A 20,355-nucleotide genomic window follows, 5' to 3' on the forward strand; every position below is an offset into this window, starting at 1 on the left:
TGTAGCATGCGCTTGTTTAAAAATTGATAAAAATCAAAAAAATAGGAGATTGGTCGTTAGTCATAAAAAAACGATATGCCGAGGCACATCGTTTGAAATCAACTATTAGTGATCTTCCTCGTGATCGACTTGCCATTCCCAGTCGAGCATGCCGTAAATCAAGGAATCGCGCCAGTGGTCTTCGAGATAGACGGTCTCGCGGAGCTGTCCTTCTTTCGTCATGCCGACTTTTTGCAACACGCGTTCGGAAGCGACGTTGCGTGGGTCACACGTTGCGGTGATTCGGTGTAGTTCTAGTTTTTCGAAACCGAATTGGAGAAGGAAAGAGGCAATCGACGTCGCATATCCGTTCCCCCATTCATCTGGGGAGAGGACGTATCCGATTTCGGCGATTTTATTCTCAACGTCTGTGATGACGAGTTCACCAGCACCGATGACGACGTCACTCGGGAACGTCACGGCAAAGACATAACGACGTCTTGGTGTCTCGAGTTCACTTTCGAGCGCATCGTGTAGGAATTGTTTTGTATCCGTTTCGGTATTCGGTCCCCATGACTGGAACTGACTGACGATGGGTTGTGATGCATAGGCGTGGACGGCTTCTACATCTTCTGGTGTAAAACGACGAATCCGAAGTTGATCATTGATTTTATAACGCATGCAGCATCCTCCTCTTTCAGATGAAGTCACTTTAATTCTATTAGACGAATCGTAGGCGAATTCCTGTTTGACACGAGAAAAAGGGCGTGCTAGGGTGGTTGTATCGAATGGAATAGGGAGTATCCTCTAGGGTTCCGTACGGCTGGACCGAGGGAGGAACGTGGACATTTGTCCATGCAACGGAGGGATAAAAGCCCGGGAGTAAAGCGAATCGTCTCGCTTGCTCCCGGGCTTTTTCATTTGAATTTATCTATCAGGAGGCAATTACTATGGCAAAGTATTGGATTGGGATCATGCTCGCGGCTTGTTTTGAAGTCGGCTGGGTCATCGGATTAAAGCATGCAACAACACCACTCGAATGGGGAGCGACGATCGTCTGTATCATCGTCAGTTTTACCGTGTTGATCAAAGCAAGTAATCATTTACCCGTCGGAACGGTCTATGCCGTCTTCGTTGGTCTCGGAACAGCAGGAACAGTCGTGACGGACATCGTCTTGTTCGGTCAAAGCGCATCTGTAACAAAATTAACATTGATTGCTGTCTTGCTCGTCGGCGTCATCGGTCTGAAGTTAGTCAGTGGAGAGGAGAAGTCAGCATGAGTTGGATTTATTTAATCATTGCCGGGATCTTTGAAATGTTTGGTGTCGTGTTGATCAATACGTTCAACCAGAATAAGAATGCCAAGAATCTACTGTTGATGGGAGCAGGATTCGGTCTTAGTTTTTTATTTTTGACGCTGGCGATGAATGGTTTACCGATGGGAACGGCGTACGCGGTATGGACAGGAATTGGAGCGGCCGGTGGTGCGATTCTCAGTATGGTGCTCTATAACGAATCAAAAGATTGGAAACGGCTTGTCTGTATCGGTCTCGTCTTAAGTGCGACAATCGGCTTAAAACTCGTCGGCGAATGATCGTTTACATGTCAAACAGATGACGTTTTGGCAGAACGCATATTTATTGGCATATTTTAACGCAAAAGAGGAAATACTCCTTATAGAAGTCACGCATGACAAATCGTGTCGATAAGGGGAGAACATCCATGAAAACGAAACAATATGTCGGAACATTCTATTCAGAAGAAGAATTGATCTCAAAAATGGACGAACTACACATTCAAGGACACCGAGAGGAAGATTTCTACGTCATCGTTAAGGAAAAGTCGAACATCGCACTCGTTCGTAGCCAGATGGATGCAGAAATTGCGACGACGAAACCGTCTTGGATTGATCGAATTCGGGGAAACAAAGGACGCGATCAAGAGGTCGATGATTTGTTCGCGTCACTTGAATTACCGGACAATGAAATCGAGCAACGGAAAACGGAAGTTGAGGGCGGAGGATTTGTTCTTCTACTTGAAGTCCAGGACATCCAGTTCGACCCACATTTAAATACAGACAATACACATCCTGACGTAAAGGTCCGTTATGGTAGTGGCGAAGAGACGCATACGTCATCGGATGCCAATTCCAATGCACAGCTCGGAACAGGTAATCCACTTGATATCGATAAAGATTCAAAAGAAGAGCATGCAGAGATCGACCTACATCGTGCCGGTACCGATAAGATGCCGCAAGACGAGCAGGCCATCGATCATTCGAAAAAGCTCGATGGTAACCGTGAACCAGATATCGCGATGCGTCGGGATGATGACTTCCGACGTCCGGAAACAGAGCGCGAGGAAAAGGACCATAATGCAACGCAAGACGGCGAAGAACATCGTCAATCGAAACATCAATCGGATGACATCGCCAAGCAAGACCATGGAAATAATTTAGACCGCTAAAATAATAGATTGGAATCACGCGTTAGGATCATAATCAAAGAAGGTACTTTCCGGACCAAATCCGAAAAGTACCTTCTTTTTGTATGGAGATTAAACGAGAATCGTCTCGTCTTATTTATGATCCGGATTTGATCCTGTACGCACGTTGGCGTTCAATTGATCAATCGCTTTCATATCAACGTCTGACAAGCTGAAGTCGAAGACATCAAGATTTTCACGAATACGGCTTGGCGTGACGGATTTCGGAATCGCGACGATATCGTGTTGCAAGTGCCAACGGAGGACGACTTGAGCCGGCGTTTTCTGATGACGATCGGCAATATCGACGATGATCGGATGCGTCAACGCGTCGCGTCCTTTCATCAACGGGCTCCATGCTTCAACGACGATACCATGCTCACGACAAAAGTCTCGAATCGCTTCTTGACTAAGAAACGGGTGGAGTTCGATCTGATTGACAGCAGGAACGATCGACCCTTCAGCTAAAATCCGTTCTAGGTGAGGGATATGGAAGTTCGAGACACCGATGGCACGCGTCTTTCCTTCTGCATAGAGATGTTCGAGCGCCCGCCATGTCTCGACATAACGATCTTCTTTTGGCATCGGCCAATGAATCAGATACAAATCAACATAATCGACACCAAGCTTTTGTAGACTTGTCTCGAAAGCGGCAAGTGTCTCGTCGTAACCCTGATCGGAATTCCAGACTTTCGTCGTCAGAAAAATCTCTTCACGAGGAATGCCCGAGTCACGCAGAGCGCGACCGACGCCTTCTTCGTTCTCGTAGATCATTGCCGTATCGATTGAACGATACCCAGCACGGAGTGCTTCACTGACAGCCTCGTATACTTCTTCTTCCGGTACTTTAAAGACACCATATCCGAGTTGGGGCATGCTAATGCCATTGTTTAACGTGATCTGTTGCATCGATTCATCGACTCCTTTTTAGTGAATTCTTCTCTTTTCTAGTGTACGCGCTCCTTCTCTAAAAATCGAATGATTGCCGAATCGAGTTCTTTTGCGTATACTGGGCGATAACAAATATTAGGAGGCGATTTCGTGATTCGACAAGCCGTTTTGCAATACATACATGAAGAAAATGCACTCGACCAACTAGAACAGATCATAGGTAACCGATCAGCAGTCCTGATTCATGGACGTCAAGCCTATGAAGCAGCAGCATTTGCTTTACCTGATGTCCCGCACTTTTTATTTGAAGGTCATTGTACAGATCGACAGGTGGAAGCCTTGAAACTGTCATGCGCTCCATACGATGTGATTCTCGCTCTCGGAGGAGGAAGTGTCATCGATACGGCAAAACAGGTCGCGTTTCAATTGCAACTTCCGGTTATCGTCATTCCGACGATCGTTTCGAACTGTGCTCCTTGGACGCCGCTCAGTGTTATGTATAACGAAGAGGGGCAGTATCTCCGTTTTGATACGTTCCCGGTCGTGATTGAAGCTCTTTTACTCGATCATCGGATTATCGCCGCCAGTCCGTATGATTATTTCGTAGCGGGGCTCGTCGATACATTAGCGAAGTGGTATGAAGCCCGTGCCTTAAGTGGCTCTTTAGCAGAAGATCCCGTCATCGAAACCGCACTTCGGACGGCTGAACGTTGCAAGGATCTCATCTTGTCGACGAATATAACGGAAACGCGCTTTCGTGAATATCCAGCTGACATTCAATATCTCGTCGAAACCGTCATTCCGTTAGCTGGGAGCATTGGTGGTTTTGGTGACGCAGCGACCCGCGGTGCGATTGGACACGCTGTGCATAATGCTCTGTCTCCTTACCGGGAAACGCATCCGTTCTTGCATGGTAGTAAGGTCGGGTACGGACTACTCGTTCAGGAGAAGTTACTCGGACATGATGATGATTATGCAGAGTTGCGTGACTATCTTCTTGCACAAGAGCAGCCGACGACGCTCGCAGACTTCGCATTGTCGCTCGATGTCGTCGAAACACTTGCTTTACGGACATCGAAAGAGGAACTGTGTCGTCTGTTGCGTCCGATCGTGTCAGTGGAACAACTAGTCGATGCTATCACGCGGAACGAGACGACTTCCATTTCAATCACTTCTTAAAAAAAGAAAAGACGCACATGTGCCGACAACATCGGTGACATGTGCGTCTTTTCATTGTGCTTTCGCAAGACGAGCGTAAGGAGCAGGTCGACCAAGCAAGTATCCTTGACCGAGGTCGAAGCCGAGTTCGCGACAGAGATCGAGTTCTTCTTGCCGTTCGATGCCTTCCGCTAAGATTTGAATCCCCATTTCACGCGTCAGATGACGGGCTTTGCGTAAAAAGGCTTCCTTTTCTGCATTCGTGTCACAATGATCGATGAACGAACGGTCAATTTTAATATAGTCTGGTTGAAGCAAGGACAGCATATCAAGCGTCGAGAAACCAGCACCGACATCATCCAGTGCCACTTGAATGCCTTGTTTTTTATACTGTTCAAAGACATGTTTCAAATGATTGACGTCTTCGATTTTTTCCGTCTCGACGACTTCGAAAACAAGTCGACTTGGATCAACTTGATAACGGTCGACGATTTCAAACGTATGACGCAGGCAATACTCCGGATTATAGATCGTCGATGGAAGAAAGTTAATGAACGTTTTTGACGTACCCCCAACATGATGTGTCGCGCGAATCGCTTCTTCACGTGCGCGCTGATCGAGTCGAGAATGGAGTCCCATTTTAGATGCCGTCGAAAATAGGACACCAGGTGAGATCGGGGTATTGTCATCTGCTGCGCGTAGTAGCGCTTCGTTCGCGACGAGAAGATTCTGCTGAATATCATAAATCGGTTGCAGGTGACTTGTCATGACACCGTTCTGGATGAAATCGATCGCCGACCGATGCTTCAATTGTTCTAGAAGCACTGAAGCTAAAATAGGTGCTGTTACGTAGCGTGATTGTGTAGCGCGACAAGATACAGGATAATCTGCTACACGTAAGAGCGATGTAAGTAACTGCTCAAGTTGTTCGAATGATTGATAGGAATAGATTTCTGGCGTTGGTGATTGAATATGGAGTGCTCCCGCTTCAACGAAACGGATCGATGTCGTACATTCGGCGCAAGGATGCCACATAAAGGGATGTCCACCTCTCAGTACATCAAAAAAAGATGTATTTATTAAATTGGTTAAATTCTTTACCCTGAACAAAAAAGAAATTAAACCTGTTATTCATAATCATTGACCTCATAAAAAAAAGAGAAGGAACGACGGACACATTTCCGTACGTTCTCTTCTCTATCGGTTACATTCTTTTATTGTGAAGTGTAAACAAACCAGAAAGCGAGATGCAAGATAGCGGCTATTGGAACGAGCCATTGGAACTTCGCTTTCCGTGTCTTATGACGAACAGTGTACATACCGATCCAAGAACCGAGCGCACCACCGAGAAAAGCGATCGTCAACAGTGTCGCTTCCGGTGTCCGGTAAGCATGTTGCCGCGCTCGGCGTTTATCCTGCCACATCGAGCCAAAGCCGATGAGTGTCAGGAGGAGGTAATAGCCTAAAATGATCCTCATGAGAAAACGACTCCTTTTCTAACGTTCGGCACCGCCACCACCGGAACTACCGCCGCCACCACGACTGCCACCGTTTCCACCGCCACCCCGCATGATTGCGGAGAAGATATTCAAAATGGCAAAGAAGAACATACCGCCAGTGAACTTCATATCAAGGAATAGGAGAAGGAGTAGTGCGGCGCCAATCAGAATCTTCATCCAAAGCGGAAGTCCGTCGTCATTTTGGTTCTTCGGAGGATCCTGTGACTCAAGCGACTGATCCTTTGAAATGACACTGACGACAGCCTTATAAGTTTCGGACGCTGCTTTTCCATACTCACCGTTTTCCTTGTAGGGAACAGCATATTGATCAAGAATACGTCCGGCTGTGATATCTGTTAGAATCCCTTCGAGTTTATAACCGACCTCGATGCGGAACTGGCGATCTTTTTCATTCGGTGCGACGATGACGAGGACACCGTTGTCTTTTCCTTCTTGACCGATACCTTGACGCCGGAACGTTTCGTTGGCGTAAGAGCTTAAATCTTGTCCTTTTAAATCGGGGACCGTCTTGAGGACGACTTGTGCCGTCGTATATTGTTCGAGTTCCTGACCGAGTTGCGCGAGTTCGGCTTCTTCCGACGATGTGAGCAACCGAGCATCATCTTGAATGAAGAAGGCTGCTCCTGTCCGTTCTGAAACGGCACTAGCTGTTGGAACGAAGAGGAAGAAGACGAAGAACGCGCTCAACAGAAGTCGCGTCCATCGCCGAATCATTTCGAATCACTGTTAAAGTCGACGGTCGGATTTTCCCGGTCGCTGTCTGAAATCTCGTAATATGGTTTTTTCTCGAATCCGAATTCAGATGCATAGAGTGTCGTTGGGAAGCTCCGACGTTTTTTGTTGTAGAGGGTTACAGCATCATTGTAATCTTTACGGGCAATCCCGAGACGATTTTCTGTTCCTTCCAGCGTATCCATCAAGGATTGGAATCGTTCGCTAGATTTTAGTTCCGGATACGTCGTCTGTAAGGCAATCAATCCGCGAAGCGAAGACGTGACTTGTTGGTCGGCTTCGATCCGTTGTTCAGTTGACGCAGCACGCGCAAGACCCGCTTGGGCTTCGGCAACTTTACCGTATACTTTTTCTTCTTGACCCGCGACACCTTTGACAGTTTCGACGAGGTTCGGAATCAAGTCCGCACGACGCTTAATTTGATTGTCGACTTGCGACCATTTATTCGATACATCTTCTTCTACATTGACGAGGCTATTGTATTGTCCGATTGCTAAAAAGGCAATCACGGCAACGACAACGACTCCGATGATTAATGGGAGTTTTGATCCACTCCGACTTCTACGTGCCATACGGCATTCACTCCTTTATATGTGTCTCATCCCTATATACCCTTAACTAAGTGAATTAGTTTCAAAAAAATTAAAAAACCGCCAGCTAAAATAGCTGGCGATTGAAAAATTACATGTAGACGATGACAGCAAGAACAGCTGCTAAGACAAGGCGGTAGATCGCGAATGGCACGAGTTTGATCTTGTTGATGAGCTTCAAGAAGAAGCGGATCGATAAGAGGGCAAACACGAACGACGCGACAAAACCGACAGCATAGAATGCGAAGTGGTTCGGTTGAATGTCCGACCAGTTCTTAACGAGCGAAAGGAAACTAGCACCGAACATGATCGGTACAGCCATAATGAACGTAAAGTCAGCTGCCGTCCGGTGATTCATCCCGAGGAAGACCCCTCCGGAAATCGTTGAACCGGAACGGGAGAAACCTGGCCAGAGTGAAATACATTGGAACAGACCGACGAGTGCTGCTTGGCGGTATGTAATCTGATCAAGTGATGTTGTTTTTGGTTCCTTTGGTCCGAGTTTATCGGCTGCGATCATCAAGAGAGCACCAACTGCAAGACCGATGATGACTGTTTCAATCGAGAAGAGGTTCTCATCGATGAAGTCTTCGAATAACAATCCAAGAATACCAGCTGGTAGAAGACCGATCAAGACGTGGCGTAGTTTTAATTTGTGTGTACCTGATGCATCGTGTTCTCCTTCAATCTTATACAAACCGATTAAGCTGAAGAGACGTTTCCAAAAGACGACGACGACAGCAAGAATCGATCCAAGCTGGATAACGATCTTAAAGGTATTTGCGGAATACTTACCGAGAAATTCCGTTGTTTGCAACCACATGTCATCGACGATGATCATATGACCCGTTGAAGAGACCGGTGCAAATTCCGTCATCCCCTCGACGAAACCGAGTAAGAGCGCTTTTAAAAGTTCAATGATTGTCATGATAATCTCCTTCTGTATGTTGTGCTAGTTAAAAACATATCATGTTTTATTCTTGTGAGATAGAACTAATTGGAATATCGGGCGCAGGTCTGAGAAGGTATGATACGCCTCAGACGAAACCTGATGCCTAGATTCGTTTGTTTAAGAGTGAGCAGTTACCTGCATTTCATAGGATATTCAGTCATTTTTATTGATAGTAAGATAGCATTTTGAGAAGGGGAATCCTTCTGTTGTTACACAAGGTCAGAAAAACTTCAAACTAATAAGGGATTCATGAATGTAAAAAGAGAAAAACGAGCAATAGACGGTTGTGTCCACTACTCGTTTCGTAACGCGCTCATCCTAAAGCGACATCGAGGATCATCATGACGGTAAAACCGACCATCAGACCAAGTGTTGCTAAGTCGGATCCGTTCTCTGCTTGTGATTCTGGAATCAATTCTTCGACGACGACGAAAATCATTGCGCCAGCAGCGAACGATAATGCATATGGCAAAAGTGGTTGAACGAAGAAGACGGCAGCTGCTCCGACCATCGCAGCAATCGGTTCGACGATCGCTGACAATTGACCGTAATGAAAGGCGCGCCGGCGCGACATGCCTTCGCCGCGTAGTGGAATCGATAATGCCGCACCTTCCGGCATATTTTGAATTCCGATACCGAGTGCGAGTGTCAACGCACCAGCGACGGTCGCACCGTCCATATTAAGTGCTGCCGCTCCGAAGGCAACCCCAATCGCAAGACCTTCTGGGATATTATGCAACGTAATCGCAAGAAACAGTAACGTTGTTTTCTTGAGTCCTGTTGAAGGACCTTCAGCTGTTTCGAGTGGTGCGGATAAGTGCAAATGCGGTGTAACGAAGTCAAGCAAACGAACGAAGAAACCACCAGCGAGGAAGCCGATTGCAGCCGGAATCCAAGCAATTCCACCGTCTTGCTCCGTGAACTCGATCGCTGGTGCGAGTAGAGACCAAAATGACGCGGCAATCATGACACCGGCTGCAAAACCGAGCATCATGTTCATGACGCGTTTTTCAATCGTCGTAAAGACGAAGACGAGTGCCGCACCAAGTGCGGTTAACCCCCATGTCATCATACCAGCAAGTAATGCTTGCACGACGACGGGGAGGGAAGTAAACCAATCTAACATGACTATTCCTTCTTTCCAGGCACGATTTGAAACGACTATCTGTATGAGAGCTTACCCGTTTTCAATCCGGACGATTCGTGTGAAAGGAATTTCCACTACTTCACGACCACGCAAAAAGAGAACGGAACGTTCAGGTTCTAGCCGTTCCACGAAACCGACGACCGTCACGTAGCTACTTTCCTTATAATACGTGATTTCGAGTTCGTTTCCTTCTATTAAAGCTTCTTGAAGTAGAAAGTGCCACGATTCTTGTAGTTGTTCATCGATTTCAGGTAAGTCGAGTTGGTGCATCTGGATATAGTACTCTCGTAATAGTTGTAAGTGCTCTGGCATGAGAAAAGGAATCCATTTTAAATTTCCCCGGTCACGATACGCTGTCATTCAAGTCACCTCCAGGATGACCGCCAACGAAACGGAGACGACGCTTGGCGACACTCGTATCGAGAAATGAGACGGCGAGGCGAATCGTTCCTTTCCCGTAGCGGAGGTTGACGATGTCCATTGCTTTTAATAGACGTCGCCGCTTCCAGTTGCGCGTATTGTCCTCGAACAGTGAGAGCTGTAAAGTACCTTGATCAGCAGTCAAGTGACCGAGCGAAACGGAAAGGAACCGAACAGGTTCCCCGTCGAGCCAATTCGGTTCGAATAATTGTAAGACATGACGAAGAATGATTCGCTCATCCGATGTCGGATAAGGCAACCGGACTTGACGTGAGAAGCCACTTCGGACGACGTTTCGGGAATAGCGGACACCGATATGGACGGTCCAGCCGACTTGATTTGAAAAGCGACAACGTGCGGCAACATCCTGAACGAGTTCATTGAGTACATTTCGAATTCGGTCGAATTGATAATAGTCCTGCATCAAGGTCACACCATGTCCGATCGTCCGTTGAGGAGCTTTTTCGAACAGATGACGAGGAGGAAGAAGTGTCGGTGAAGCGTCGAGACCCCAAGCATGATGCCACAGTTCAGCGCCGATGATACCGAAGCGCTCGTGTAATTCTTCGACCGGGCGCATGGCAAGATCACCAATCGTCTCGATACCCATCATCTGTAGGTGTTGCTCCATTCGCTGTCCAACGCCCCACATCTTTCGAATCGGAAAATCGTGCAGGAGTCGCGCGATATCAGCATAACCACAACGCGCAATCCCTTCTTTTTTACCGATCAAATCCAGGGTCAGTTTTGCGATGACATTGTTCGGTCCAATTCCGATACGAACGTGAATACCGGTCTGCTTAAAAACCGCTTCCTGAATACGACGGGCAGCTTGAAAGTCGGAGCCAAACAAGCGATTGGTTCCAGTCATATCAATGAAACTTTCATCAATCGAGTAGACGCGGATCGCTTCCGGTGGGGCGAATTGATGCAGAACATCAAGGACACGAATCGACGTCTTCATATAAGCGAGCATGCGCGGTTCGACAAGCTTGATCGTGCGACGGATAGCGTACGGCAATTGCTCGATTTCATACAGGCGACCGGCTGTTTTGATTCCAAGTGCTTTTAGGGCAGGGGTGGCAGCGAGAATGACGGACCCGCTGCGTTTTAAATCGGAGACGACCGCAAGGCGTGTCGTCAAAGGAGGGAGGTTACGATATTGGCATTCGCAACTGGCGTAGAAGGAAACGCTATCGACGCAAAAAATCCGTTTATCTTGTGGTAAAACAACGGAAGGAAACATGTGAATCACTCCTTTACACAAAAGAACGTATGTTCTTATTTTGATTTTCCTTGACTATAGCATGGTCTCAAAGTGTCTCAAAATAAAAACTGTTGAAAAGAGGGAGATTTGGACGATTTACCTTCATGCAAACGGAGTTTGATACACTAGGATAGAGAAAAAAGGGGGAATCTCCATGAAAGAGACGATTATCCGTTTACCAGAATTACCGAAGACACTTCAGACAGAAACATTCAATCAAGTTGAAATCGATGATCCGTACTTAAAAGGAGTGCGCTACGAGAAGGAACCGATACCCGTTGAACTGACAGAACGTATCGATGCTTATCAAGTCTATTTTCAAAATGTCTCGTTTGCTAATCTCACATTTGATCGTGGTTCGTTCGAAGATATCCGGTTCGAGCAGTGCGATTTAACAGGATGTCACTTCCAAGAAACACGTTTTCATCGCGTGTCCTTTGTCGGATGCCGGATGACAGGCATACAATTCGAAGATTGTACGCTAGATCATTTGACGATTCAGGAAGGGCTTGCGGATTACGCACAGTTCATTCGCAGTACGGTCCGTCATCAACACTGGAGCGAAACGACGATGAAGGAAGCACAGTTCTTCGAAGTGAAGGCGATGAATTGGAAACTCGACACCCTCCGGCTACAGGATAGCCAATGGATTGAAACACCGTTAAAAGGTCTTGATTTTCGGCAAGCTGATTTATCCGGCATCACCGTCGATCCACGTTTTTTACCGGGTGCTGTGATTACGGAAGAGCAAGCAGTCGCCTTTGCTCGTTTATTAGGTCTCGTCATCCCATAACAAAAGAAGTCCTTTTTTCGATGGATGATTCGAAAAAGGACTTCTTTTTCATTAGAGCTACTATTAAAACGACATCGTTTCGCCATCGTCCGGAATCAGGAAATGAGCAGAAAGGTGGAAAGCAGCTAAAAAATCAGCAATCATATCACGCCGCAAGAGGCAATGGTTGACGGACTCAAGATGCGAGACGATAATCGTTGCTTCCGCTGCCGCTTCGTGTACCGCAAGGAGATCGCGCTGTGACATCGTAATCGGTTCTCCAGTCAGGAACTGGGCAGCCCCACTGTTGACGACGATGATGTCTGGTGTATGTTGTTCAATCGCGTGTGCGACCTCATCACACCAAATCGTATCACCTGCGATATAGAGCGTCGGTTCGTCAGGATGGGTGAGGACAAGTCCAGACACACGTCCCATCCGTTCCCCGATTTCCCCGACACCGTGTCGTCCGCCTGTTCGATGGATCTGGATATCCCCGATCGTCACACCGGAATCGAAGGAAGAGACGTTCGTGAAGCCGGCTTCTCGAATCTGCTGTGCGTCCTCTTCTTGCTGGGCATAAAGAGGTAAATGCTTGGGTAGAAGTTGCTTTGCGGCATCATCGAAATGATCAGCATGCAAATGGGTGACGAAGATGGCATCGGGATCGAGCAGTGTGTTGACATCGACCGGTAAGTCGACGAGTGGGTTGGCGACAGCATTCGGTGTCTGTCCAAACGGAGGCAAACTTCCTTTATCGCCGAGAAACGGATCGATCAGTAAGACTTGATTGGCATACGTAATAACGAGTGTTGCATTGCGAATTTGTTGAATATCCATCAGGTTCATCCTCTCTACATGACTCGGGTTAACTATTCCCCATCTGGCATTCGATGAATCCTATCGCAAGCGTTTCTCCATCGCCATGACGTCGACATATTCGCCGTTCAATCTCCCTTGTTCCTTAAACGTTCCGACAATCCGGAAGCCGGAACGGATATAGAGTTTTTGTCCGATTTTATTGAACGGGAAGGTAAAGAGGATCAGCTTATGCATCTGATGATCACGGGCATGTTGTTCAATCGTTTCAAGCAACCGTGTTCCAATCCCTTGTCCGCGATGGGTCCGGGTGATATAAACCGAAATCTCACCGACTGTCGCGTAGACAGGACGCGGATTGTAAGGGTCGAGGGAGATGAAGCCGAGGACACCTGTTTCATCTTCAGCGACATATCCGGCATATCGCTCCGTTCGTTCCGCAAACCACTGGGTCATGAAGGATAAGTCCTTTTGGTCGGTCTCAAGCGTTGCGATCCGATCTTCGATGCCTTCATTGTAGATGGCGAGAATCGCTGGTAAGTCGTGTTCCGTTACGGGACGAATATGCATGACGCTCACTTCCTCATCGCTTTTCCTTCATTATATCGGTTGCGTAGCGATGTAGTGATATGTTTGTGCAATAAGAAAAAGCGGTGATTCTCTTCATATAGAAGAAAATCGCCGCTTTTGTCGTTCTTAAGAGACAGTTGACGTCTCGTTTTCATAAATCGGAACCCAGCCGTCTGTCGTGACGAAGATTCGAACAGCAACGACTTTACGATCGTCTTGAAGCGTAAAGTAGTGGCGTGTGTTAACAGGAACGGAGATTAAATCACCAGGATTGAGTTCGATGTTATAGTAGCCGACTTCTTCGTCTTTGATCGCGAAGACGCCATGACCGCTGACGATGAAACGAACTTCATCATCCGTGTGATGATGTTCTTTCTGGAAGTTGACGAGCAACTCATCAAGGTTCGGTGTCGTGTCCGAAAGTGAGATGATATCAGCTGTCTGATACCCACGACGTTCTGATACGTCTTTGATTTCGGGAGCGAACGTATCGAGAATCGTTTGTTTGTCTGCATCCGTCAGTGTGAAGTTCTCGACGAGATGCGCTGGAAGTTTCGAAACGTCCCACTGTTCGTAAAGAACGCCGCGTGACGCGAGGAAGTCAGCGACTTCCGTTTGATCCGTATACCGTGTGTTTGTTTCTTGGAATAAGACTGTTGCCATGAGATGATTCCTCCTTTTAATGAATGGATTGACGGCATGATTGCAACGTCAACGTATAGTTGAATAAAAACTCGAAGGCTTCGAGGTGTTTCTTTGCTTCAAAGGCGGTCGGTGCCCAGACCGTGATTCCGTGATTGCGAATCAGAACGGCACCACTATCCGCTGTGACGTGCGGTGCAAAAGCAGCGGCAAGCGTCGGGATGTCCGCGTGATTCGGAATGATCGGTATTGTAACCGTCGCATCCTCTTCCCAGTGTCCGAGTGCCTTGATGATTTCTTGCCCGGAAAAAGTGATACTGCCTTGATCGCCATAGAGTTCCGAAATCACATTGTTCGCAATCGTATGGACATGCAGGGAACAACCGGCGTCCGTTCGATTGAACACTTCGACATGGAGCAATGTCTCAGCGGAAGGACGCCCGGATTGCTCACCGATCAATTGACCGGTCGCATCGACGTGGACGAAATCGTCAGGAGTCGTCTGTCGTTTATCTTTCCCACTTGCTGTGACGAGGAATTCGACCGGAATATTAGACGTCCGAATGGCGAGATTACCACTCGTACCAGGGAACCAATCGCGTGCCGCGAGTTCTTGTTTGACGGCGCGTAGTTCTTCATAACGTCGCATGAATGTCATGTTGTCACCTCCGCTCGTGCTAAATCTTCGACGATATCGTGGAATGTCTCAAAGGGCGTATAGGCGATATCGTTCTCTTCACACAACACGATTAGATAATCACGGGCATAGACACGATCCGCTTGTTTCGCGAGTTCGAAGTCCGTCACCGAGTCACCGATGACGATGATGACGTCACCGTCTTTGCGCAATGTACGGGCAACGGACGTTTTACAACAGCCGCAACCGTTCGTACAATGGGCATCGCAGGCGTTTGGCCAATCGATATGGACGAACGGACCGCTAAAATCGGCGACGTTACAGTAAATCTGTTCTTGTTCAAGGAACGGCGCTAAGATCGGTTCGACGAAAAAGTCCATTCCACCGCTGACGATCGAAAAATCAATTCCTTGACGACGACTGTACTGCAGCAACTCCGAGAATCCGTCACGAATGACCGCACGCTCCAGCAAAAAGTCAAGATAGGCCGTTTTACCGTCAGACGGCAGAAGTGCGAACATCTGCCCAACACCACTCTGAATCGATAGCGTCCGGTCGAGTACGCCGCGTTTCAACGGTTCGAAGGCATCAGCCGGTGCAAAGGCCTGCATGAGTGCGATGATATTATCTTGTGTCGTCACCGTGCCGTCGAAATCGCAAAGAATCCGTACGGTCATGACTTGATCCCCCAAGCGTCGAGGGCAATCCGTAATTCTTCATGACGAGATGCTGCCGTCGATAGGGATTCATTTGCGAGTGCCGTATCGAGTGCTTGACGGAAAGCGATGACACCGGCCGCAGCACCTTGCGGATGACCATGTACGCCGCCACCCGCATTGATGACGGAATCGATCCCGAAGTCGCGAACGAGTTGGGCGACGAGTCCTGGGTGAATACCAGCTGAAGGTACTGGGAAGATCGCTTTCGTCTGACCGAGGCGAGTCGCTTCGACCGCGATGCCGCGGGCGACATCCTTCGGCAAAGCGACATTGCCGTAAGGAGACGGGAATAACGTCAAGTCTGCTCCGGCAGCGCGCGGTAGTGTACCAAGTAAGACAGGAGCTGCGACTCCATGATTCGGGCTAGCAATCAACGCACCGCTGTAAGCTGGATGATTGAAAATCGGAACGTTGATCTCCGGGTCACGTGCTAATTCACGTAAGACATCAAGTCCATACGTGAAAGTATTCAGCAAGAAGGCAGTTGCCCCAGCGTCAATTAATCGCTTAGCTTGATCCTTGAGTGTAAAGACGGGACCGCTGAGTGTGATTGCATACAGCGCGCGTTTACCGGTCCGATAGAAATGAGCGTCGATGACCTCTCGTCCGATTCGTGCCCGATCAATCGTTGGTGTCAATGGATTATCGTATAGAATCTCATCGTCTTTAACGAGATCAATCCCACCCGCGAGTTGTCCTTCGAGTTGGTCACGAAGGAACGATAAATCGCGTCCGATGACTCCTTTGAAAATGCTCATCAACAAGGGACGATCTTCGACACCGATTAAGGAACGGACCCCTTCAATCCCGAATTTCGCACCAGGAAAGTCCGACGTAAATGTATCGGGTAGTAGCAATTCCGTTAGTTTGATTTCACCGTCGAGTGAGAGTTTCCCGAAGACGGTCGTCAGAATCGCGGAAAAATCACGCGACACGTTATGTTCCGGGTAACGGATCGTGATGTAGCCTTTGCCATCACGCTCTTCGGTATGTAAGACTTCCCCTTTGAACGAGGCGAGTTGTTGTTGTTCGAGATGATTCAGTTCCGTCCAAGAACCGACCGTCAAACCAAGTGCGAGTTGTTCAGCACGTTGCTCGAGTCGATCGCGAACGGTCAGTTGATAAGTAGCAGTAATATAAGCCATGTCTTTCCTCCTTCAACAAAAAAATGGTCCCTTGTCAGCGACAAGAGACCATGAATGATTCGAACGTGGACTCTTATCTGTCAGCTTAGTAGCTGCAAGAATTAGCACCGTGCCAAAAGGTCGGTTGCTGCGACATCGTAGGGCTTGTCCCTCCGTCTGCTCTTGATAAGAATTGGATGAAATTGTGAAATCTAATTGCAATTTTTACATGAGAGTCGTGACTTGTCAAACTATTTTTAGAAAATTTATTTTTTTGAAAATACTCTTTCTATAGATGGCGTGAAAACGATGTCCGTTTCTCCTTGATTTTAGTTTGACAGCAGGGAAGTCGATTGCGTAAGATTCAAATCAATATCACACACGACAACTACATACGACTCTTATCGCGAGTTGGCAGAGGGAATTGGCCCGATGACGCCGCAGCAACCGACCACTAGGCACGGTGCTACATCCAACAGACGTTTCGTCTGAGAGATAAGAGGACGCAGTGACTTTCCTGCGCCTCTTTTCGATGACGAAAAGAGGCGCTTTTTCGTGTATTACATTAGGGGGAAACTGACATGACATACAAAGCATTTACAGAACAGGACGCGATTGATCGTGTTCGAACACTCGGACTGATTGGGAACGGTCCTGTCGAAGCAGAAGAAATTGGTGATGGGAACCTCAACCTCGTCTTTCGGATTCGAGAAGGCGAACATCGGTTGATTTTAAAACAAGCATTACCATATGCGAAGGTCGTCGGGGAAAGCTGGCCGTTATCGCTCGAACGAGCGTGGATTGAGCAATCCGCACTCCGTGAATTCGCGCGACATGCCGTACCGTTCGTACCACGTGTCTTTCATGCGAGTCATGAAGAAGCGTACACGGTCATGGAAGATCTCTCACATCTAACGATCGTTCGGAGCGGACTGCTTGCAGGTGAACAATATCCGTTGCTCGCAGAACATATCGGTTCCTACCTCGCCCGGACTTTATTCCATACATCGGACTTTGCACTTGGTCCAGTTGAAAAGAAACGCGTCGCCCGAACGTATTACAATCCAGACTTGTGCGACATCACAGAAAAACTAATCTTCACGGATCCGTTCCATGACGCGGAGACGAACGAGATTGAAGCCGGGCTTGAAGAAGAAGTAGCGCATCTTTGGGCAGACGACACACTCAAACGCGAAGTCGCGAAACTCGAAGCCCTTTTCATCACAAAAGGCGACGCCTTGTTACACGGTGATCTACATACAGGTAGCATCTTCGCCTCGGCAACGGAAACAAAAGTCATCGATCCGGAATTCGCCTTTTATGGTCCATTCGGATTCGATGTCGGACAATTCATCGCCCATCTATTCTTTGCGGCATATCCGGATTACCCAGCACTTCGTGATGCACGAATTCGGGACATCGACACGTTCTGGCTGACATTTGCTTCGACGTTCCGTGCCTTATGGGAGCGGGAAGCGGTCGAACCGTTCCAGACATCGGGACTTGTTGATGATGTACTGAGTACGATTTTGCAAGATGCACTTGGCTTTGCAGGGTGTGAATTGATTCGGCGGACGATTGGTCTTGCGCCAGTCGCTGATCTAGAATCAATCGCTTCAACGACGGAACGTCTAGAGCGGAAACGTCACGCCCTCCGTTTAGGAGCCGCTTTAATCAAGCGCCGGACGGAATGCCGGACATTTGATGATTTACGAAACTTTGACGTAACGGAGGAGTTAAGCCGATGAGTACATTCGTCCAAAGTATCCGTTACGAAGACCGTGTGTTGACGATTCTTGATCAGACGCGTCTACCACAGGAAGAACACTATGAAGTGATCACCGATCTCGCGCAAGCGGTCGAGGCGATTAAACAACTACGCGTTCGGGGAGCACCTGCGATCAGTTTATTCGGTGGTTTCGTGCTCGTTCAGGAAGCGTACCGGCTCGAAGCATCGCTTCCGGTCTATAAGCAGGCCTTGCTTGAGACATCTTCGACGTTACTCGCGACACGCCCGACAGCCGTCAATCTGCGAAATGTTCTTAATCAACTGAACCCGATCATTCAAGACGGCACGTCCGTAGAAGAGATCCGCGAACGGTTGGAAAAACGGACGGTCGCTTTATACGACCAGGATGCACAGACGTCACGACAAATCGGGATTCATGCACTGGAATTGTTCCAGTCAGGCAACCGGATCCTGACGATTTGTAATGCGGGATCGATTGCGACCGCTGCTTACGGAACGGCACTCGCTCCGTTTTATATTGCAAAAGAACGCGGCATCGAGTTATCCGTTTTTGCGAGTGAGACACGACCACTCTTGCAAGGTGCGCGATTGACGACATGGGAATTACAACGCGCTGGAATTGATGTCACGTTAATTACGGACAACATGGTCGCTCATACGCTGAAAGAAAAACAAATCGATGCAATCATCGTCGGGGCAGACCGGATTACACGAAACGGAGATACGGCGAACAAAATCGGGACGTTCCAATTGGCATTGCTCGCTCAAGCTTTCGATATTCCGTTTTACGTCGCGGCACCGCTCTCGACGTTTGATTTCTCACTTGTTTCCGGTGACGCGATCGAGATCGAAGAGCGTGATCCGCAGGAAGTGACGGCAATCCAAGGCGTCGCGACAGCAACAGCAGGAGTCGCTGTCTTCAACCCAGCGTTTGATGTCACTCCACATACATTGATTACCGGTATCATCACCGAACTCGGTGTCATCACGCAACCGAATGAAGAAACGATTGAACAATTAACAGGGCTTCAACCCCTCGGATAAGGAGATATGTCATGAAAAAATTAGCTTACGCCGTCCTAGCACCGGCACTGTTACTAGCTGCTTGTGCGAATGGAGAAGCGACGACGACAAAAGTCGTCAAAGATGTGCCAAAAGGAGTTCAATCGGACGTGAAGATCGCTGTCATCCGTAACCTCGCATCGGATGATCATACGAAACAATTCCTCGATGGCGCCCGCAGTGAAGGAGAAGCACTTGGCTTCAAAGTCAGTACGTTCATCTCAGAAGGGAACGACGTCAAGTTCAAGGAACTGGTCGCCCAAGCGATTCAGCAAGATTATGATGGTCTCATCATCTCGCACGGCAAGGAAGATTACGCCTATGACATGATCAAACCAGCGGTCGATAAAGGACTGAAGGTCGTGACGTTTGATACGGTCACGAAGAAAAAAGGAACGGCGTTAAAAGGTGTGACGGAAACATTCCAAAACGATCATCAGCTCGCGAAGCTATCGCTCGACGAAGTGACGAAGGTGACGGACAAGAAGCCGGTCCGTGTCATCAAACTCTGGTTCGGACCAGGTTTTGCCCCGCTCGATCGTCGTCAGGAAATCTATAAGACATACGAAGCAGACGGCAAAATCAAAACGCTTGAGACAGTCGGACCGACGAACTTCCAAGATGTCCAAGGTGATATCGCAACGAAGATGAATGCCATCCTCGCGAAATATCCGAAAGGAAGCATTGACGCCGTCTGGGGAGCGTGGGATGAAGTTGCAAAAGGGGCTTACAAATCGCTTAAGGATAATAAACGTCAAGAAATCCCGCTGATCTCGATCGATGTTTCGAATCAGGATATCAATCTGATGCGTGAAAAAGGCAGTAACTGGGTCTCGACGAGTGCGGTGGATCCGTTCTTGATTGGACAAACGGACATGCGATTACTAGCTAAGAAAATCGCCGGAGAGAAGACGCCGGATAGCTTTGATCTCGATGCGAAACTCGTTGAGCAGAAAGCATTGAAGCAGGACACAACGATGTACAATCTCGATACGATCATCAAAGGATGGAGTACGTCGGATAAATTCAATGAGCCGTGGATGGACCGGTTGCGTGACGTCCATAAAAAACAATGACGTCTATCAATCATCACCTGGAGATGACTGGGGTTTCACTGGCG

Annotated in this window: 24 protein-coding genes and 2 riboswitches; of the genes, 8 read left to right on the forward strand and 16 right to left on the reverse strand. The window is 48.0% G+C overall.

The genetic code is table 11. The features are described from left to right. Nucleotides 1-105: 105 nt before the first annotated feature. A complete protein-coding gene (locus K6T22_RS02360) occupies nt 106-660 on the reverse strand; it encodes a GNAT family N-acetyltransferase (RefSeq protein WP_238238713.1) in 555 nt (184 codons plus the stop codon). Nucleotides 661-929: 269 nt separating this feature from the next. Between K6T22_RS02360 and K6T22_RS02365 the strand changes: the two genes are divergently transcribed. The 3 genes from K6T22_RS02365 (at nt 930) to K6T22_RS02375 (ending at nt 2,445) form a co-directional block, all read left to right on the forward strand. Continuing rightward, nucleotides 930-1,259 carry a DMT family transporter gene (locus tag K6T22_RS02365; protein ID WP_238238714.1) on the forward strand — a complete coding sequence of 110 codons (330 nt, stop codon included), beginning with the start codon at nt 930-932 and terminating at the stop codon, nt 1,257-1,259. Further along, nucleotides 1,256-1,573, forward strand: a complete 318-nt coding sequence (locus K6T22_RS02370; protein ID WP_238238715.1) for a DMT family transporter — start codon at nt 1,256-1,258, stop codon at nt 1,571-1,573. The genes K6T22_RS02365 and K6T22_RS02370 overlap by 4 nt, the downstream gene beginning before the upstream one ends. Nucleotides 1,574-1,701: 128 nt before the next feature. Then, nucleotides 1,702-2,445 carry a general stress protein gene (locus tag K6T22_RS02375; protein ID WP_238238716.1) on the forward strand — a complete coding sequence of 248 codons (744 nt, stop codon included), beginning with the start codon at nt 1,702-1,704 and terminating at the stop codon, nt 2,443-2,445. A gap of 111 nt (nt 2,446-2,556) precedes the next feature. On the opposite strand, the gene K6T22_RS02380 is transcribed toward K6T22_RS02375, so the two are convergent. Then, nucleotides 2,557-3,372, reverse strand: a complete 816-nt coding sequence (locus tag K6T22_RS02380) for an aldo/keto reductase (RefSeq protein ID WP_238238717.1) — start codon at nt 3,370-3,372, stop codon at nt 2,557-2,559. Between the two features lie 132 nt (nt 3,373-3,504). On the opposite strand from K6T22_RS02380, the gene K6T22_RS02385 reads away from it, so the two are divergent. Further along, complete coding sequence (locus K6T22_RS02385) at nt 3,505-4,533, forward strand: iron-containing alcohol dehydrogenase family protein (RefSeq protein WP_238238718.1); 1,029 nt, start codon at nt 3,505-3,507, stop codon at nt 4,531-4,533. A 51-nt stretch (nt 4,534-4,584) separates the two neighbouring features. On the opposite strand, the gene K6T22_RS02390 is transcribed toward K6T22_RS02385, so the two are convergent. From K6T22_RS02390 to K6T22_RS02425, 8 genes are all read right to left on the reverse strand, one after another. Beyond that, a complete protein-coding gene (locus tag K6T22_RS02390; protein WP_238238719.1) occupies nt 4,585-5,547 on the reverse strand; it encodes an EAL domain-containing protein in 963 nt (320 codons plus the stop codon). Nucleotides 5,548-5,726: 179 nt separating this feature from the next. After that, nucleotides 5,727-5,990, reverse strand: coding sequence for a DUF1294 domain-containing protein (locus K6T22_RS02395; RefSeq protein ID WP_425293143.1), 264 nt, complete (start codon nt 5,988-5,990; stop codon nt 5,727-5,729). An 18-nt stretch (nt 5,991-6,008) separates the two neighbouring features. After that, nucleotides 6,009-6,746 carry a TPM domain-containing protein gene (locus K6T22_RS02400; protein ID WP_238238720.1) on the reverse strand — a complete coding sequence of 246 codons (738 nt, stop codon included), beginning with the start codon at nt 6,744-6,746 and terminating at the stop codon, nt 6,009-6,011. Beyond that, nucleotides 6,743-7,336, reverse strand: a complete 594-nt coding sequence (locus tag K6T22_RS02405) for a LemA family protein (RefSeq protein WP_238238721.1) — start codon at nt 7,334-7,336, stop codon at nt 6,743-6,745. The genes K6T22_RS02400 and K6T22_RS02405 overlap by 4 nt, the downstream gene beginning before the upstream one ends. Nucleotides 7,337-7,445: 109 nt before the next feature. Continuing rightward, complete coding sequence (locus K6T22_RS02410; RefSeq protein WP_238238722.1) at nt 7,446-8,282, reverse strand: undecaprenyl-diphosphate phosphatase; 837 nt, start codon at nt 8,280-8,282, stop codon at nt 7,446-7,448. A 337-nt stretch (nt 8,283-8,619) separates the two neighbouring features. Further along, a complete protein-coding gene (locus K6T22_RS02415) occupies nt 8,620-9,432 on the reverse strand; it encodes a ZIP family metal transporter (RefSeq protein WP_023467025.1) in 813 nt (270 codons plus the stop codon). Between the two features lie 51 nt (nt 9,433-9,483). Continuing rightward, nucleotides 9,484-9,813 carry a YolD-like family protein gene (locus K6T22_RS02420; RefSeq protein WP_238238723.1) on the reverse strand — a complete coding sequence of 110 codons (330 nt, stop codon included), beginning with the start codon at nt 9,811-9,813 and terminating at the stop codon, nt 9,484-9,486. After that, entirely contained in the window at nt 9,797-11,119 is a 1,323-nt protein-coding gene (locus K6T22_RS02425) for a Y-family DNA polymerase (protein WP_238238724.1), read from the reverse strand. Before K6T22_RS02425 ends, K6T22_RS02420 begins: the two co-directional genes overlap by 17 nt. Before the next feature lie 175 nt (nt 11,120-11,294). Between K6T22_RS02425 and K6T22_RS02430 the strand changes: the two genes are divergently transcribed. Continuing rightward, a complete protein-coding gene (locus K6T22_RS02430) occupies nt 11,295-11,933 on the forward strand; it encodes a pentapeptide repeat-containing protein (protein ID WP_238238725.1) in 639 nt (212 codons plus the stop codon). 63 nt (nt 11,934-11,996) lie between these two features. Here the strand turns inward: K6T22_RS02430 and K6T22_RS02435 are convergent, their stop codons facing one another. The 6 genes from K6T22_RS02435 to K6T22_RS02460 form a co-directional block, all read right to left on the reverse strand. Then, nucleotides 11,997-12,752 (reverse strand): MBL fold metallo-hydrolase, encoded by a 756-nt coding sequence (locus tag K6T22_RS02435; RefSeq protein ID WP_238238726.1) that lies wholly within the window; start codon nt 12,750-12,752, stop codon nt 11,997-11,999. Between the two features lie 60 nt (nt 12,753-12,812). Beyond that, complete coding sequence (locus tag K6T22_RS02440) at nt 12,813-13,301, reverse strand: arsinothricin resistance N-acetyltransferase ArsN1 family A (protein WP_238238728.1); 489 nt, start codon at nt 13,299-13,301, stop codon at nt 12,813-12,815. A 126-nt stretch (nt 13,302-13,427) separates the two neighbouring features. Then, nucleotides 13,428-13,964, reverse strand: coding sequence for a 1,2-dihydroxy-3-keto-5-methylthiopentene dioxygenase (locus K6T22_RS02445; protein WP_058703766.1), 537 nt, complete (start codon nt 13,962-13,964; stop codon nt 13,428-13,430). A 16-nt stretch (nt 13,965-13,980) separates the two neighbouring features. Then, the gene (locus K6T22_RS02450; RefSeq protein ID WP_238238729.1) at nt 13,981-14,601 is read right to left on the reverse strand and encodes a methylthioribulose 1-phosphate dehydratase; all 621 of its coding nucleotides are present in this window, start codon (nt 14,599-14,601) and stop codon (nt 13,981-13,983) included. Beyond that, complete coding sequence (locus tag K6T22_RS02455; RefSeq protein WP_238238731.1) at nt 14,598-15,257, reverse strand: 2-hydroxy-3-keto-5-methylthiopentenyl-1-phosphate phosphatase; 660 nt, start codon at nt 15,255-15,257, stop codon at nt 14,598-14,600. Before K6T22_RS02455 ends, K6T22_RS02450 begins: the two co-directional genes overlap by 4 nt. Next, nucleotides 15,254-16,444 carry a 2,3-diketo-5-methylthiopentyl-1-phosphate enolase gene (locus tag K6T22_RS02460; RefSeq protein ID WP_238238733.1) on the reverse strand — a complete coding sequence of 397 codons (1,191 nt, stop codon included), beginning with the start codon at nt 16,442-16,444 and terminating at the stop codon, nt 15,254-15,256. The genes K6T22_RS02455 and K6T22_RS02460 overlap by 4 nt, the downstream gene beginning before the upstream one ends. 70 nt (nt 16,445-16,514) lie before the next feature. Next, nucleotides 16,515-16,616: riboswitch (SAM riboswitch) on the reverse strand. 205 nt (nt 16,617-16,821) lie between these two features. Further along, nucleotides 16,822-16,925, forward strand: a riboswitch (SAM riboswitch). A gap of 79 nt (nt 16,926-17,004) precedes the next feature. Here K6T22_RS02460 and mtnK point away from each other — a divergent pair. The 3 genes from mtnK to K6T22_RS02475 are packed head-to-tail and all read left to right on the forward strand — an operon-like array spanning nt 17,005 to nt 20,311. Beyond that, nucleotides 17,005-18,171, forward strand: a complete 1,167-nt coding sequence (mtnK, locus tag K6T22_RS02465) for an S-methyl-5-thioribose kinase (protein WP_238238735.1) — start codon at nt 17,005-17,007, stop codon at nt 18,169-18,171. After that, complete coding sequence (gene mtnA / locus K6T22_RS02470) at nt 18,168-19,217, forward strand: S-methyl-5-thioribose-1-phosphate isomerase (RefSeq protein ID WP_238238737.1); 1,050 nt, start codon at nt 18,168-18,170, stop codon at nt 19,215-19,217. Before mtnK ends, mtnA begins: the two co-directional genes overlap by 4 nt. An 11-nt stretch (nt 19,218-19,228) precedes the next feature. Continuing rightward, nucleotides 19,229-20,311, forward strand: a complete 1,083-nt coding sequence (locus K6T22_RS02475; RefSeq protein WP_029340727.1) for a sugar ABC transporter substrate-binding protein — start codon at nt 19,229-19,231, stop codon at nt 20,309-20,311. The last annotated feature ends 44 nt before the right edge of the window (nt 20,312-20,355 follow it).

It is taken from the genome of Exiguobacterium acetylicum (assembly GCF_022170825.1).
Taxonomy (GTDB): domain Bacteria; phylum Bacillota; class Bacilli; order Exiguobacteriales; family Exiguobacteriaceae; genus Exiguobacterium_A; species Exiguobacterium_A acetylicum_B.

What these genes read in the sequence shown, in the direction of transcription:
- K6T22_RS02360 (WP_238238713.1), bottom strand. Translation starts at nt 660, where the DNA reads ATGCGTTATAAAATCAATGATCAACTTCGGATTCGTCGTTTTACACCA.
- K6T22_RS02365 (WP_238238714.1), top strand. Translation starts at nt 930, where the DNA reads ATGGCAAAGTATTGGATTGGGATCATGCTCGCGGCTTGTTTTGAAGTC.
- K6T22_RS02370 (WP_238238715.1), top strand. Translation starts at nt 1,256, where the DNA reads ATGAGTTGGATTTATTTAATCATTGCCGGGATCTTTGAAATGTTTGGT.
- K6T22_RS02375 (WP_238238716.1), top strand. Translation starts at nt 1,702, where the DNA reads ATGAAAACGAAACAATATGTCGGAACATTCTATTCAGAAGAAGAATTG.
- K6T22_RS02380 (WP_238238717.1), bottom strand. Translation starts at nt 3,372, where the DNA reads ATGCAACAGATCACGTTAAACAATGGCATTAGCATGCCCCAACTCGGA.
- K6T22_RS02390 (WP_238238719.1), bottom strand. Translation starts at nt 5,547, where the DNA reads ATGTGGCATCCTTGCGCCGAATGTACGACATCGATCCGTTTCGTTGAA.
- K6T22_RS02395 (WP_425293143.1), bottom strand. Translation starts at nt 5,990, where the DNA reads ATGAGGATCATTTTAGGCTATTACCTCCTCCTGACACTCATCGGCTTT.
- K6T22_RS02400 (WP_238238720.1), bottom strand. Translation starts at nt 6,746, where the DNA reads ATGATTCGGCGATGGACGCGACTTCTGTTGAGCGCGTTCTTCGTCTTC.
- K6T22_RS02405 (WP_238238721.1), bottom strand. Translation starts at nt 7,336, where the DNA reads ATGGCACGTAGAAGTCGGAGTGGATCAAAACTCCCATTAATCATCGGA.
- K6T22_RS02410 (WP_238238722.1), bottom strand. Translation starts at nt 8,282, where the DNA reads ATGACAATCATTGAACTTTTAAAAGCGCTCTTACTCGGTTTCGTCGAG.
- K6T22_RS02415 (WP_023467025.1), bottom strand. Translation starts at nt 9,432, where the DNA reads ATGTTAGATTGGTTTACTTCCCTCCCCGTCGTCGTGCAAGCATTACTT.
- K6T22_RS02420 (WP_238238723.1), bottom strand. Translation starts at nt 9,813, where the DNA reads ATGACAGCGTATCGTGACCGGGGAAATTTAAAATGGATTCCTTTTCTC.
- K6T22_RS02425 (WP_238238724.1), bottom strand. Translation starts at nt 11,119, where the DNA reads ATGTTTCCTTCCGTTGTTTTACCACAAGATAAACGGATTTTTTGCGTC.
- K6T22_RS02430 (WP_238238725.1), top strand. Translation starts at nt 11,295, where the DNA reads ATGAAAGAGACGATTATCCGTTTACCAGAATTACCGAAGACACTTCAG.
- K6T22_RS02435 (WP_238238726.1), bottom strand. Translation starts at nt 12,752, where the DNA reads ATGGATATTCAACAAATTCGCAATGCAACACTCGTTATTACGTATGCC.
- K6T22_RS02440 (WP_238238728.1), bottom strand. Translation starts at nt 13,301, where the DNA reads ATGCATATTCGTCCCGTAACGGAACACGACTTACCAGCGATTCTCGCC.
- K6T22_RS02445 (WP_058703766.1), bottom strand. Translation starts at nt 13,964, where the DNA reads ATGGCAACAGTCTTATTCCAAGAAACAAACACACGGTATACGGATCAA.
- K6T22_RS02450 (WP_238238729.1), bottom strand. Translation starts at nt 14,601, where the DNA reads ATGACATTCATGCGACGTTATGAAGAACTACGCGCCGTCAAACAAGAA.
- K6T22_RS02455 (WP_238238731.1), bottom strand. Translation starts at nt 15,257, where the DNA reads ATGACCGTACGGATTCTTTGCGATTTCGACGGCACGGTGACGACACAA.
- K6T22_RS02460 (WP_238238733.1), bottom strand. Translation starts at nt 16,444, where the DNA reads ATGGCTTATATTACTGCTACTTATCAACTGACCGTTCGCGATCGACTC.
- mtnK (WP_238238735.1), top strand. Translation starts at nt 17,005, where the DNA reads ATGACATACAAAGCATTTACAGAACAGGACGCGATTGATCGTGTTCGA.
- mtnA (WP_238238737.1), top strand. Translation starts at nt 18,168, where the DNA reads ATGAGTACATTCGTCCAAAGTATCCGTTACGAAGACCGTGTGTTGACG.
- K6T22_RS02475 (WP_029340727.1), top strand. Translation starts at nt 19,229, where the DNA reads ATGAAAAAATTAGCTTACGCCGTCCTAGCACCGGCACTGTTACTAGCT.